This is a genomic window from Cyanobacteria bacterium GSL.Bin1, assembly GCA_009909085.1.
Classification (GTDB): Bacteria; Cyanobacteriota; Cyanobacteriia; order Cyanobacteriales; family Rubidibacteraceae; genus Halothece.
The window spans coordinates 16,326-29,505 of the sequence record JAAANX010000065.1 but is presented as its reverse complement, the minus strand read 5'-3'; the positions used below and the strand labels follow the sequence as shown (position 1 = coordinate 29,505).

General features: G+C 46.7%; 13 protein-coding genes. 4 read left to right on the top strand and 9 right to left on the bottom strand.

Annotated elements, in window-relative coordinates; genetic code table 11:
- Positions 1-93: 93 nt before the first annotated feature.
- Complete coding sequence (locus tag GVY04_07885; protein NBD16056.1) at positions 94-1,866, bottom strand: DUF1565 domain-containing protein; 1,773 nt, start codon at positions 1,864-1,866, stop codon at positions 94-96.
- 30 nt (positions 1,867-1,896) lie between these two features.
- On the bottom strand, positions 1,897-2,328 hold the full coding sequence (locus GVY04_07880; GenBank protein NBD16055.1) for a glyoxalase: 432 nt from the start codon (positions 2,326-2,328) through the stop codon (positions 1,897-1,899).
- 70 nt (positions 2,329-2,398) lie between these two features.
- On the opposite strand from GVY04_07880, the gene GVY04_07875 reads away from it, so the two are divergent.
- On the top strand, positions 2,399-3,166 hold the full coding sequence (locus tag GVY04_07875; protein NBD16054.1) for a TIGR00297 family protein: 768 nt from the start codon (positions 2,399-2,401) through the stop codon (positions 3,164-3,166).
- Here GVY04_07875 and GVY04_07870 read toward each other — a convergent pair.
- The 3 genes from GVY04_07870 to GVY04_07860 form a co-directional block, all read right to left on the bottom strand.
- A complete protein-coding gene (locus GVY04_07870) occupies positions 3,163-3,738 on the bottom strand; it encodes a leucyl/phenylalanyl-tRNA--protein transferase (protein ID NBD16053.1) in 576 nt (191 codons plus the stop codon). The two genes, GVY04_07875 and GVY04_07870, sit on opposite strands and share 4 nt — an antisense overlap.
- A gap of 158 nt (positions 3,739-3,896) precedes the next feature.
- Entirely contained in the window at positions 3,897-5,393 is a 1,497-nt protein-coding gene (locus GVY04_07865; protein ID NBD16052.1) for a UDP-N-acetylmuramoyl-L-alanyl-D-glutamate--2,6-diaminopimelate ligase, read from the bottom strand.
- Positions 5,394-5,577: 184 nt separating this feature from the next.
- On the bottom strand, positions 5,578-6,333 hold the full coding sequence (locus GVY04_07860) for a class I SAM-dependent methyltransferase (protein NBD16051.1): 756 nt from the start codon (positions 6,331-6,333) through the stop codon (positions 5,578-5,580).
- Between the two features lie 163 nt (positions 6,334-6,496).
- Here GVY04_07860 and GVY04_07855 point away from each other — a divergent pair, with 163 nt between their 5' ends.
- The 3 genes from GVY04_07855 (at position 6,497) to GVY04_07845 (ending at position 8,860) form a co-directional block, all read left to right on the top strand.
- On the top strand, positions 6,497-7,096 hold the full coding sequence (locus GVY04_07855; GenBank protein ID NBD16050.1) for a DUF3177 family protein: 600 nt from the start codon (positions 6,497-6,499) through the stop codon (positions 7,094-7,096).
- Positions 7,096-7,392 (top strand): hypothetical protein, encoded by a 297-nt coding sequence (locus tag GVY04_07850; GenBank protein NBD16049.1) that lies wholly within the window; start codon positions 7,096-7,098, stop codon positions 7,390-7,392. Before GVY04_07855 ends, GVY04_07850 begins: the two co-directional genes overlap by 1 nt.
- Positions 7,393-7,456: 64 nt before the next feature.
- Positions 7,457-8,860 (top strand): phosphoglucosamine mutase, encoded by a 1,404-nt coding sequence (locus tag GVY04_07845; protein ID NBD16048.1) that lies wholly within the window; start codon positions 7,457-7,459, stop codon positions 8,858-8,860.
- A 29-nt stretch (positions 8,861-8,889) separates the two neighbouring features.
- On the opposite strand, the gene GVY04_07840 is transcribed toward GVY04_07845, so the two are convergent.
- From GVY04_07840 to GVY04_07825, 4 genes are all read right to left on the bottom strand, one after another.
- On the bottom strand, positions 8,890-10,329 hold the full coding sequence (locus GVY04_07840) for a YdiU family protein (protein NBD16047.1): 1,440 nt from the start codon (positions 10,327-10,329) through the stop codon (positions 8,890-8,892).
- Positions 10,330-10,345: 16 nt separating this feature from the next.
- Positions 10,346-10,966: a cupin gene (locus tag GVY04_07835; protein ID NBD16046.1), complete on the bottom strand. Its 621-nt coding sequence runs from the start codon at positions 10,964-10,966 to the stop codon at positions 10,346-10,348.
- Between the two features lie 238 nt (positions 10,967-11,204).
- Complete coding sequence (locus GVY04_07830) at positions 11,205-11,996, bottom strand: hypothetical protein (GenBank protein ID NBD16045.1); 792 nt, start codon at positions 11,994-11,996, stop codon at positions 11,205-11,207.
- 105 nt (positions 11,997-12,101) lie between these two features.
- A complete protein-coding gene (locus GVY04_07825) occupies positions 12,102-13,121 on the bottom strand; it encodes an adenosine deaminase (protein ID NBD16044.1) in 1,020 nt (339 codons plus the stop codon).
- Positions 13,122-13,180 lie beyond the last annotated feature (59 nt).

Below are 13,180 nucleotides of genomic sequence, written 5' to 3'. Positions count from 1 at the left end.
ACGCTTCTTTAAGTGGTGAAAGAGATTCAAAAAACCGCCTTCACACCAAATTTATTATTTATCTTCCTATTTTCCTCTCTTGCCCTGATTTTGTCATTGATCGTTACTCACTGCGATAACTTGGACTTGTAACCCCGCTTGTCGTAACTTTTGACGAATTTCTTCAGCATTGGCTGTGGTGCGGAAAATGCCCACTTGCATAACTGGTCGTCCTTGATAACGGCTTGCAAAGGCTTGAGGAACAATCTCTTGAACACGACGTTGATCACTGGCTTGAGTAATTTCTACAATCACGCGATACTGTCCCCCGACAGCCGTGACTCGCTCTTCCGGTGACGCACCCGGACGAAACGGCTGTCCAGTAGGGATATTCCCACTGGGAACAGGTAAGGAATTGGCATTACGGCGAGGGGAGGAATTGGGCGGCGAAGCATTGGGTTCTAAAACTAAGAGTTCTTCGAGACTTCTACCGCTAGAACGGTTAGAACTCGCATTAGTCGTTGTATTATTTGCGTTACTAGTGTTATGACTAGGAACTGATTCTGGAGGGGGAGGGTCTAAGGAGAGGGGTTGGCTAGGAGGAAGTGCCCGTTGAGACTCGGAAGGAGATGATGATAATGAGCGATTGAGTGGGGGGAGTGGGGTATTAGATTCCGAATTAGCGGGGGGAACATAATTCGGTGCCGTCCAGACCAATTCTCCAGAGGAGGAATCAGAGTCGGATTCGTTAGTAGCGGTACCTTGATTAGAGGTTGCAGGGAGAGGTGATAAATTACGATTGAGGGGAATGGGAGCCCTTTCAGCAGCGTTGGATTCGTTGGTCGAGGGATCCTGGTTCGGCGTTTCGGCAAGGGGTAATGGATCACGGGGAATGGGGGCAGTTTCAGCAACGGTTGCGCTGAGATCGATTTGACCGGTCGTCTCTCCCGCAATTTGATTCCCACTGGCAGGAATCGTGTAAGTTTTGGTTAAGTTTTTAATTGCTTGCCCGCGGTTACTGCGAAAAATATTGCCACCGGGCGCATCGGATGTACCGAGGTTGGGGCGTGAATTGGTGATGGCGACGAGTCCATCTTCTGTGGAGAGGGCAATTAGGTTCTCTCGAAGAATCGGTTGGGCGTTCCCTTCTACCATGACACCAATGCGATTATGCTTAATTTCATTACCGATTAACTCGGGGCTTGCCTCTTGGGTAATGCTAATGCCAAACCCGGTGCGTTCAAAGGTATTATTTTCAACTGTGGGTTGACTTTGTCCGTAAATCACCATGCCATTGCCAGAATTACTGTAGAAATAGTTATCTTGGATAACAGCTGCCCCTTTGCCATTGACGGCTACTCCAGTGTTATCATTCCGTTCAAAGGTATTTTTGATCAACGTTGGACTGGCTCCTTCAATCCAAACTCCAATTCCGCGATCGCGCTGATTGGTGACGCTGACGCCGGTGAGGGTACTATCTTCTAACAGGGCAATGGCAACACTTTGCCCCGCCCCAGTGGGACTATAAAATTCCCCTCCCCCCTGAATTTTTACCTGATACCCTTGACTACTGGGATGCCCACGAATTTCTAAGGGCTTTTTTACCACAATGGGGAAGGTTTCTCCGGTGTCTTCGCTATAGGTGCCATTGGCTAATTGAATCACGGCATTGGCAGGGGCGGCTGCAATTGCTTGCGTTAAGGTTTGGTAGGGACTGTCGCGAGTGCCGCTTGCGGTTTCATCGTTGCCCGTATTGGCATCAACATAAAGAATTGTTTCTGTCGTTTGCGCTTGCACTGACTGGGTTATCGTCGGGGCCACAAATATTGGCAGCACAGCGCTGACGGTTAAGCTAAGGTAAATACTGGCGCAGGTGAGAGGGTTCAAAGCGTTTCTCCTTTTGGTCTAACAAGGTCTTTAATTTCTTTCTCCCACTGCAGTTAAATTGCGCCCACCGAAAATGGCTTCGGCATAACGATAGTATTTGAACTCCAGCAGGTTATAAAAGGGATCTTGTAAAAAGAAGGTTCGATGTTCAGTAAGTTCCCCCGGAAAGCGATGCTTTGCTGATTGATAGAAGGTTAAATCCTGAGCAGTTGCTCGTTTCCAGACTGCTTCCCAATCCTCTTCACTGGGAAAAATCATGCCAAAATGTCGGGGATAAATTCCTTTTTGGGGGGTTAATTCTTCAGTTGTGGTGTGGGTAACCAGTTGATGTCCGTAGAAGTTGAGAATGGCAGCGCGATCTGTTTCTCTTCCCACTTCACAGCCTAAGCCATCGACATAAAACGTTTTGGCTACGGTAATATCTTTAACGGGAATTGCGAGATGAAAAATGGGCGTTTTCATAGCTTTCTCCTGTTGCTAACGAGTCGCGCGATCGCGTACCATTGTGGCAAATTTAATCTCAAAATGAGCAATGAGCAACTTCCCTTCAGTTTTGGTTCCTTGGCTTGTCGCAGTCGCTCTCAACACTATCTTATTATTAATTGCAATTATCGCTCCGAAAAAATTATTAACCCCAGCTGGATTAGCCAATGCTTGGTTATTGGGAGTTCTCATTTGGGGAATCTTAGGCTGGCAAGGTTACACGGTGGTAATGTTTTACTTTTTAGTGGGTTCAGCAGTCACTCGCATTGGGTTAGCGCAAAAAGAAGCAGCCGGTATTGCGGAAAAGCGTTCTGGGGCGAGGGGTCCGGAAAATGTCTGGGGATCCGCGTTAGTAGCGACCGTCTGTGCCCTCGGTATTGCCCTCAATCAAAGTCCTGATTTGAGCATAATCCCGACACCGATTTTGTTACTCGCATATGTGGCCAGTTTTAGCACGAAATTATCCGATACCACAGCCAGTGAAGTGGGAAAAGCCTACGGGAAACGGACCTTTTTAATTACGAGTTTAAAGCCGGTTACTCCTGGTACAGAGGGGGCAGTCAGTTTAGAAGGAACCCTGGCAGGACTATTGGCTTCTGCTGTGATTGCCGGTGTCGGTTGGAGTGTCGGTTTAACCTCTGCCCTAGGGATTTTATATTGTATTATTGCTGCCTTTATTGCGACCAATTTAGAAAGTTTAATTGGGGCAACTCTGCAGGAAAAGTTTGATCTTTTAACGAATGAAGTGGTTAATATTATTAATACATTGATTGGGGCATTGATTGCCGGCATGATGGCGCTTGTTTTTCCCCTCTAAAGAAACTGACAAGGCTTTTGAATCGCTTGCTCTAACATTTTCTTATACTCTTTTTCCGTCACTTCATACGCCCCGAAGCGAGCTAAATGAGGATTTTGCATTTGCGCATCAAAGAGGACAAAACCTCTAGCTCGTAAATATTCGACTAACTTCACTAAGGCAACTTTTGACCCTTCCGAAATCTGATAAAACATGGATTCCCCAATAAATGCCCCACCAATCGCAATTCCTAAAACACCACCTGCTAAGTCGTCGCCTTGCCAAGTTTCAAAACTAAAGGCAAACCCGGCTTGATAAAGTTGCCAATAAACTGACTTTAAGTCAGATGAAATCCAAGTTGTTTCCCGCTCAGCACAGCCATTACAAACACCCGCAAAATCACGATTAATTGCAACTTCAAACCGATTTTGGTTAATAAATCGTTGCAGCGATTTGGGATAACAAAACTTTTCATTTAAAGGAATAATGGCATGGGAACGACTGGCATACCAACCAATTTCTCCACTTTCATCTGCCATTAAAAAAAGCCCTTGTGCATAACCTGAAATTACATTTGAAATATCAACTTGCATGGTATTTTTGGAGATTTTTATTTCAGATCAAAATTCAACATTTCTTTAATAAAAAATTCTAACTCCTCCAGTGCAAGTTCCTCGATTCAGATTAAGTGCTTACGGCACAGGTGCCTCCTTAAACAGGAGGCGTAATCTCTGACTCAGGGAAATTCAGGTTAACCGATGCTACTTCCTCTCTGCATTAGGGCTTTTCGGGCTTCTTCTCGATCATCAAAATGAACTTTTTCTGTCCCTAGAATTTGATAGTCTTCATGACCTTTGCCGGCAATTAAGACACCATCCCCGGGTTCTGCCATTTGAATGGCTTTGGCAATAGCAACCGCGCGATCGCGCTCGACAATTGTTTCAACATTGTCCATACCATCCAGAATATCATCAATAATCTGCTGGGGGTTTTCGGTACGAGGGTTATCAGAGGTGACCACAGGAATATCCGCTAAGTCACTTGCCACTTTTCCCATGATTGGGCGTTTTGTCCGATCGCGGTCTCCCCCACAGCCAAAGACACAAATCATCCGCTTGGGAATAAAAGGACGCGCCGCCCGTAATAAGTTCTCGAGACTATCTGGAGTGTGGGCATAATCGACAATCACACTAATTTCTGGATTGGGATCGATTGCCACCCGTTCCATGCGTCCCGGAACGCCCTTAAACTGAGGTAACGCCTGGGCAATTGTTTCCAATTCCACCCCCAGGTGTAGTGCTGCACCCACCGCTGCCAATAAATTAGAAAGATTGAATTCTCCAACTAACGGAGAACGGAAGGGAATCTCCCCTTGCGGTGTCTTTAAAGTCCCTTTCACGCCACTGGCTTCGTAAACCAGGTTTTCTGGATAGAGATCCGCATTGGTATTTTCGCGGCTATAAGACCAGACCTTTTCTGGGGCAAGTTCTTCAATTAAGCGTTGTCCATAGGGGTCATCTTGGTTAATAATGGCGCGATCCTTTAAATAGTCGGGTCGAAAGAGGAGGGCTTTGGCTTGGAAATAGTTTTCCATGGTTTCATGAAAATCCAGGTGATCTTGAGTTAAATTGGTAAACACTGAAACTTGAAACTCACAACCTTTGACGCGCCCTTGGGCTAAAGCATGGGAACTGACTTCTAAAACTGCATATTCATTGCCGGCAGCAAGCGCCTCTGCTAATTGTGCTTGTAATTCCGCTGGAAAAGGAGTGGTGTGGGTTGCCACTTGGTTATAGCCTTGCCATCGCGCATAGAGGGTTCCCAGAAGGGCAGTTGGATGCTGGGCTGCGGAGAGGAAAAACTCAATGAGATGAGTAGTGGTGGTTTTGCCATTGGTTCCGGTGACGCCAACCAGCTTCAACTTTTGAGACGGATAGTTGTAAAAAGCAGCGGCTAATTGCGCATAAACATCATTGATTTTGTCGATGGAAAAAACCGGAAAGTCTGCTGCTGGCGGATAACGCTTGGCTGCATCTGGGGAAATAATGGCAGCGATCGCGCCACTGGCCAGGGCACTGCGCCAAAAGTCGCCCCCATCCACTCGCGTTCCCGGTAAGCCAATAAATAACTCTCCCCCTTGGCATTGATGGGAATTGGTCACAATCGCTTTCACTTCTTGCTCTAAATTCGGAGAGTAAGACGCTTGGGAAAGCTGGGGAACCGTTCCGAGTAACTCACGTAGCTTCATGATTTTTCCTCCTCAAACCGATACCGGCGCTGACAATTTTTTCTTATTGTCGCTCCAAAAATTTCTTTTCAGTATAGGTGTTTATTCCCCTCTTTTCCCGGTTCAACGTCATAATCAAGTTTGATGCAGTGAGTTGATTGGGGTCGATCCATTAATGGTTCGCCCCGAAACGGTTAACAAGCCATTAATTGCGCTTGAGAACCCAAATTTCTAACAGTGACCATTCTTCACCGGGATAGTTTTCTTGTTCTAAAGAGGAGAGTCGGCGGTGGCGAGTTGCGGTACTGCCGACAAAATTGAGATGTTCTAGGAGAATACGCTTTGTGGCATCAGCTTTCTCTAAACCAAAGGGATTGAGGAAGTTAACTAGGCAATACCCGTCACGAGGGGCTTTGGCAAACGCAGCAATTAGATCTCGGATCGCGCTTTCTTCTAAATAGACTAAAGCGGCCGTTGAAACCAAGATATCGGCATTTTCCATGGTTTGCAGAACTTGGCGTTTCTTTTCTGCAGGGGGCTGGTTGAGATCGGCTTGAATGATTTGATCAAAGATGCCTGCCTTTTGCGTGTAGTTAAGGGCATTTTCCGAAATATCAATGCCAGTGGTTTGTAAGTTTAGGCGACGGGGTTTAAGGGGGTGTTGCGCACTTTGCTCATCTTTCCAGTTTTCCCGAATTTCCTCCACTGTCATATCGTGCGCGATCGCGAGGGTGGTATTGCCAAAACAGCAACAGAGATCAACATAAGGAATCCCTTTTCCCCCCTGGGTTTGGCACCACGGTAGAATCAAGCGATCAAAGGTTTGCCGGTTATTATTGTCAGAAATATAGTCTAAAGCATCGATAATCCGTTCTTTGAAAGGAACGGGACTCGATTCCATGTAAATATCGTCAAAATGCTGTTTTTTCTCGTCTGTTTTAACACCCGATTCTTGGCTCATGGTTATTTCCCGTTAGACTCAACACGGCAACCATACCGGATTAACCTCCCCTCTCGCAAATCCAAGCGTAGAAACTTCTGTTGATCATCCTGACCAGAACATAATCTTCCGTGACCCAGCAGTTGGTAAGATAACGGATGTTGTTGGTAAGTAGAGGTCAATTATGGAAGCGGACGTTTGGTATCGCCCTTTGGTCTGGATAGACTATCGACTGGCGGTTTTATTTACAGTCCTGATCCCTCTCATTTTATTGTTGTGGGCATTTATCCAGAAAGCGCAGACGATGCAACGTTTACTAGTGATTTATTGGCGGGTGTCTAGCCTATTAATGATTACGGTTTATTTGATGATTCCGGGATGGGCGTTTGGCTATCTCTCGGGATTGTTGGCTCGCGTGTTAATTCCTGTTTCCCTCTGGTTTTGGGCCGATATTAACGAGGATTTAATTGATCAACCGCAACGTCCCTTGAAATTTGTGTTTACGGCTTGGCGCTGGGCGGTAACGGTTTATTCGGCTTTGGGCGCGATCGCGAATCTGCCCTTTTTCGCTTGTGCCTTCTCTGAAGAATTTCAACAACAGCCCTATTGCCAAGTGTGGTTGGAAGCCCCCCAACTTTACAAAGAGTGGTTTCATCCCAATTCCACAGCTAGTTTTCTCGGTATATTGGGGATGATGGGTTTAGTGCTTTATGTCGCTTCTCTCGCTTACTTTGTTATTGTTCGTTTAGCGAAAGAAGGACGGACTGCCATGCAGGAGGATTGATGAGTACGCCAGAAAAACGCTTAGAACAATATACGTTGAAACATCCCGAAGAGGTATTACTGCTGGCTGTAGAAACCGAAGGAGAAACTGACCAGATTTTGATTTTTAAGGGCTTTTCCAGTTCTTTAACCGGTGCCACCGCTTATGACCCAGATGTTCCGGTTTTATCAGAACAAGCCAAAATTCTCAGTATTGACCGCGCACAAAGTCCTTATTCCCCTGATCAGCCGCAATATATTGAACGAGGCGTGAGTTGGGAAGTCATGGAACAACGGTTAACTGCACAGGGGCTTTAGAGAAGTGCTGGATCATGCTATCCTCCAAAGTAAATTATTTTATTTTGTGTGAGGAGTGAGTCAAATGGTTGTTGCAGTGGCTGCTAATTCTTTTTTGAATTTACCCCCGCTTCCTAAGGGTAAACTCTTTGGCACGGATGGCATTCGCGGACAAGCGGGAGATTTATTAACGGCCCCTTTTGCCCTCGCTGTCGGGTTTTGGGCAGGACAAATGTATAAAGAGCAATCAGGAATCGGCGCGATCGCGATTGGTCAAGATTCTCGTAACTCTAGTGATATGCTTGCGATGTCCCTCACCGCAGGGTTAACCGCTGCCGGATTAGAAGTCTGGAATCTAGGGTTGTGTCCAACCCCCTGTGTGGCTTATCTCACTGCCCATACCGATGCCATCGGCGGGATCATGATTTCAGCCAGCCATAATCCCCCAGAAGACAATGGCATCAAGTTTTTTACGGCGAATGGAACGAAATTAGGGAAAGCGCAAGCCAGCGCGATCGAAGCCGGTGTTCGCGGCAATAAAGCATTTACTGCCCCTCATGTCAACTGGGGGCAGCATTATCCCCGTCAGAGACTTGTGCAACAATATACCCATGCCTTAGAACAGTCTTTACCGAGCAATCGTCCTTTAGCGGGCCTCAAAATTGTGCTTGATTTGGCCTGGGGAGCCTCTGTAAAAGTTGCACCATCATTATTCCAAGCCTTAGGCGCAACGGTGATTTCGATTCATGAAACGCCCGATGGCAACCGCATTAATGTCGATTGTGGCTCCACCAATCTCCGTATCTTGCAACAAACCGTTTGCGAAACTGAAGCTGACATGGGCTTTGCCTTTGATGGCGACGCCGATCGCGTTTTAGCCGTCGATCGTCAAGGACGGATCGTGGATGGCGACTATATTCTCTACTTTTGGGGTCAACTTCTCCAAAGTCAATCGCAACTCCCCAATGATCTCTTAATTGCAACCGTTATGGCTAACTTAGGCTTTGAACGGGCGTGGGAAGAACTAGGTGGTTGCCTCATCCGCACCCCAGTGGGCGATCAGCATGTGCAAGCCCAGATGTGGGAAACCGGGGCAATGTTGGGAGGAGAACAGTCTGGTCATGTGATTTGCCATCACTACAGCTGCAGTGGGGATGGGGTACAAACAGCTCTCCATTTAGCTTGTTTGACCCGTCATTTGGGCTTATCTTTAAGTGAAATGCGAGATCAGAGTTTTGAAACCTATCCCCAGTTATTGAACAATGTGCGGGTCGAGGATGTGGAAAAACGGGGTGCTTGGCAAGATTGTGATCCTTTGCAGAGCGCGATTACACAAGCCGAGCAAGCAATGGGCGATCAAGGGCGAGTTCTGGTGCGAGCGTCTGGAACTGAACCTGTGATTCGTGTCATGGTGGAAGCAGCGCATTTAGAAGTGGCTCAGCATTGGAGTCATTATCTTGTTGATACCGTTCACCAACACTTAGCTTAACCAGTGTCGAAAGGTTCGTTCAACCCGCATTAGCCATCACGTTTCAACCGAGCCAGAAGTTTGTTAAAGGGATGCCAATCATCCCCTTGGACAATCCCTGCCCAAACTTCCTTGATCGTCGACTGTAAAGGCACCTGCTTGGGATTATGAGCAGTCAACCGTTCAGCAATGGCAGGCATCTCCGTCTCGGGTTGTTCTTGTAGTAAGCGATAGTACAACCTTCGCCAGGGGTTGAGCGCGATCGCCTGTTCCTTAGAATTGAGAAAACTGCAATCAGCAAAGATAGTCGCTGGATTCTCTCGCCACTGGGAAGAAAATTGGCGTCGCAGTTCTAGAAAAAATTGATGATAGCCCATTTGACTCCTAAATAAGAACTCTACAGTAACGCGAAGTAACATTTCGGCATCGGCTTCAGGCAAATAATCAAAGCCCAATTTACCGAGCATCGCTTGCTGGTAGGCTCGTTCATACTCCGCCGTAAATGATTCCAAGATGGCCTCTAGCTCACTCTGCGGTATCACCAAGGCTAAGGGACGTTGCAGCATTGCCAAGTTCCAGCGACACATTCTCGGCTGATTGCGATAACTGTACCGCCCCCAACGATCAAAGGAGGCAGGGGTAAAGTAGGGAAGGTAAGTTCCAATAAAGGCATAGGGACCATAGTCAAAGCCCTCCCCAGTGATCGACATATTGTCCGTGTTCAAGACCCCATGACAGAAGCCTGCCGCCATCCACTGCGCCACCAGTTGGGCTGTTCGTTGCACCAAGGCCGCATAGAAATGTCGATCTTGATCAGGTTGTTTCCAGAGATGACTGTAGTAATGCTGCACTACATAATCGAGAAGTTGGCGCACGCAATCCCGACGATCATAATACTCCAAGCGCTCAAATGTGCCAAAGCGAATGTGGGAGTGACTAAGGCGAACCATGATTGCACATCGGGTTGGGGCTGATTCATCCTCGCGAGTAATGACCTCTCCCGTTTCGATCAAACAAAGTACCCGGGAGGTAGAGATTCCTAGACGATGGAGAGCTTCCGCTGCCAAAACTTCTCGCACTCCCCCCAGCAAAGACATCCGTCCATCTCGCCCTTGCGAATGGGGGGTTTGACCTGAGCCCTTGGTGCCAAAATCCAGCAATTGCCCGGTTGGAGTCCGCACTTGACCGTAGAGGAAGCCTCGTCCATCCCCCAAGTAGGGATTATATTGACCAAATTGATGGCCGTGATAGCGCAAGGCTAGTCCAACACAGGGGTGGGGAGAAGCTTGGAACTCACCGAAAGCTTCAAGAAAGTGGGCATCTGTCACCTGTTTTGGATCTAAGCCAAGTTGAATCAGCAGCTCGTCATTACGGAACCGAAGAATGGGTTGAGGGAAGGTAGCAGGTTGAACGCGATCATAAAACGCATCCCCCAAGGATTCTAAAGCTGATTCATAAGGTAATTGAAAAAAGGGGTTACTCGCAGCCATAGGGTCTTCAACCGATTTAGTAAGGCTTCGCTCGGTGAGTGGTTGGGTCAAATTCAAATCTGTGTCTACGATTAGTTTCCCCATAGAGATTGAACGTGACCAACTCCTGTTCCCCAATTGCCTGCACACAATGGATCGCCTCTGGGGTAAAGCTAATCACATCTCCGACACCTAGGATTTTTTCTCCCACTGGCATGATCTTGTCAGGAAACTGGGGCTGAGGTGCTCGTTGCCACAACATATTTTTTTCCTGCCCTTGCAAAATCGTGACAATCCCCCAAGTACCATGATTATGAATTGATGATTGGGTTCCCAGTTGATAAGTCTCGATTTGAACAGTGAGCGGATACCCGATTTCATCGTAAAGGTTAAGGGTAGCTGTATTGGTCATGGCGGAAGGCTTGGGTCGCTGAGTTTGCAGCCAATAGGAATTGAGGACAAGTTTTCGCACCAGTTGGCGGAGTTGAGGAAGGCAATCACATTGATCCTCTGTCGTTGCTTGCTTCAGCAGATCGTCGATCTCGGTTAAAAAGCGATGGAAATAGTAAGGCGTTTCCAGCAAATCCCATTCTCGAGGGGTGGGGCAGAGTTGGCACTGCCCAGTTTCTGTAACCATCCAATCCTGACCAGTAGACATAAACCTGAAGCTCTCGATTCGAGTTGACAATCATCGATTTTAGGATAAGTGTCATGGCAAGAGATAGCTGTAAATTTCGCATCAAATAACGAGAAGCGCTATTGTTCTCGTTCCCTCTGTCTACACAAACCTATAGTTATTCAAAATATTTTGCTATTTCTCAAAGGGACATGTTGGTAAGGAGTCGTCTAACTACTACAGTTAGTTTTATTGGCAATCTGGATGAGCATTGTCAACGTTAGACCTCTTGTGAGGAAAGCGTATCGGGATCAATGCCTAATTCTCTCAGCTTTTGCGCCAAGCGATCAGCCCTTTGTTTCTCTTGGTCGGCTCGTTGTCGTTCTTGTTCCACTCGCTGCCGTTCTTGTTCCCGCTGTTCCACTATGGTAGGAATCCAGTTTCCTTGCTCATCCAACCAACGCAACCACTGGCGATTAATCCCATCATAGCTTCCCGACCATAATCCTAACCCTAGTTCTAAACTGGGAATCCAAAGTTGCCCCCTTTCTAAATCTAACTCCTGATATCGTTCTCCTTGTAAAGTAAATGCCCGCAATCGATCCGTGTAGCGATCAAACACCACATAATAGGGAATCCGCAAAATCTGCTCATATACTTCCCATTTAGTGGGTGGTTGAGTAACATCTCGCAAGGTTTGCCCTAAATCTTCTTTTTCCGTACCAGGAGAAAGCAACTCCACCGCCACCAGCGGACTGACCCCTTCTTGCCAGATCACATAACTCAAGCGTAAATCTTGCTGTTCATAAAGACGAGATACACCCACCACTGCAAACCAGTCAGGACGTTTATACCATTGGGGATGACGGACATCGTAGTAAAGATTGAGGTCCGTGCCAATAAAAATTTCTTCGGGGGAATAGGTCGGGGGTTGAAACGTTTCCCGTAGCAGTTGCGGTTGTAAATCATGAAATTCGTCAGGCAAACCCGGTTCCTCTGGATCTTCACTTTTGAGATCGTACATGGTGGGAAGGGTCTCTTTGGGCGGTAAAGGCGGATCGGTTTGATACATGAGGCTTTATCGCGATGAGAAACACTGTTATGATAGCGCGATTAATATTTTACCTAGGAATGCGCGATGTCGCTTTGCGACTGTCCGAAGCACATCGCGTGGCTGTCAATAGCTTTTTTGAATAATATATTCATTAAGCTGTGTTTTCAAGGTAGCTTTTTCAATCGAAGAGAGAAAACTCCCATCAATACTATTTTCTGCTAATTGCTTGATGTCGTCTTGCTGTAAATTGAGTGCTTCGGTAATGGCTTGATAATTTTCAGTCATATAGCCACCAAAATACGCCGGATCATCAGAGTTGACCGTTGCTTTTAGACCTAAATCTAGCATTGTTTTCAGGGGATGATCGCGCAAATCTTTCACACTGCAAAGTTTCAGGTTACTCAGTGGGCAAACCGTTAGCACCACTTTTTCTTCCACAAGGCGCTTGACTAACCTCTCATCTTCCAAGGCACGATTGCCATGATCAATCCGGTGGACTTTTAATTGATCCAGTGCCTCCCACACATAAGCTGGGGGTCCTTCTTCACCGGCATGGGCTACTGCTAGAAATCCCTCAGCATGAGCTTTTGCAAACACCCGTTTAAATTTTGAGGGGGGATGACCCAATTCCGAGCTATCTAAACCCACACCGATTATTTGATCCTGGTAGGGTAAGGCTGCTTCCAGAGTTTGGAAAGCATCTTCTTCACTGAGATGACGGAGGAAACAAAGGATCAGCTTGGACGTGATTCCGAATTGAGTTTGCGCATCTTTTAGCGCTGCAGTAATCCCATTGATCAAGGTTGCAAACGAAACACCACGACTGGTATGACCTTGGGGATCGAAAAAAATTTCAGTATGGACAACATTTTGATCGGCAATGCGTTGCAGATAAGCCCAAGTCAAATCATAGAAATCTTGCTCAGTTTGTAGCACGCTCATGCCTTGATAATAAAGGTCTAAAAAATCTTGTAAGTTGCCAAACTGGTAAGCCTGACGTAACTCTTCCACTGACGGATAAGGAAGTTGAATTTGATTGCGCTGAGCTAAGCTAAACATTAATTCTGGTTCGAGAGTGCCCTCAATGTGGACGTGCAACTCGATTTTCGGTAAGCCTTGAATGAAAGCATGGAGAGGGGACATCTTGTAATTTCCTATACGACTGCTCAGAGAATTATTTTGAATAATATCTAAGATGCGAG

Coding starts and splice junctions, on each gene's coding strand:
- GVY04_07845 (NBD16048.1), top strand. CDS start 7,457: ATGGTTGTTGCAGTGGCTGCTAATTCTTTTTTGAATTTACCCCCGCTT.
- GVY04_07870 (NBD16053.1), bottom strand. CDS start 3,738: ATGCAAGTTGATATTTCAAATGTAATTTCAGGTTATGCACAAGGGCTT.
- GVY04_07835 (NBD16046.1), bottom strand. CDS start 10,966: ATGTCTACTGGTCAGGATTGGATGGTTACAGAAACTGGGCAGTGCCAA.
- GVY04_07855 (NBD16050.1), top strand. CDS start 6,497: ATGGAAGCGGACGTTTGGTATCGCCCTTTGGTCTGGATAGACTATCGA.
- GVY04_07850 (NBD16049.1), top strand. CDS start 7,096: ATGAGTACGCCAGAAAAACGCTTAGAACAATATACGTTGAAACATCCC.
- GVY04_07860 (NBD16051.1), bottom strand. CDS start 6,333: ATGAGCCAAGAATCGGGTGTTAAAACAGACGAGAAAAAACAGCATTTT.
- GVY04_07865 (NBD16052.1), bottom strand. CDS start 5,393: ATGAAGCTACGTGAGTTACTCGGAACGGTTCCCCAGCTTTCCCAAGCG.
- GVY04_07825 (NBD16044.1), bottom strand. CDS start 13,121: ATGTCCCCTCTCCATGCTTTCATTCAAGGCTTACCGAAAATCGAGTTG.
- GVY04_07830 (NBD16045.1), bottom strand. CDS start 11,996: ATGTATCAAACCGATCCGCCTTTACCGCCCAAAGAGACCCTTCCCACC.
- GVY04_07880 (NBD16055.1), bottom strand. CDS start 2,328: ATGAAAACGCCCATTTTTCATCTCGCAATTCCCGTTAAAGATATTACC.
- GVY04_07875 (NBD16054.1), top strand. CDS start 2,399: ATGAGCAACTTCCCTTCAGTTTTGGTTCCTTGGCTTGTCGCAGTCGCT.
- GVY04_07840 (NBD16047.1), bottom strand. CDS start 10,329: ATGGCTGCGAGTAACCCCTTTTTTCAATTACCTTATGAATCAGCTTTA.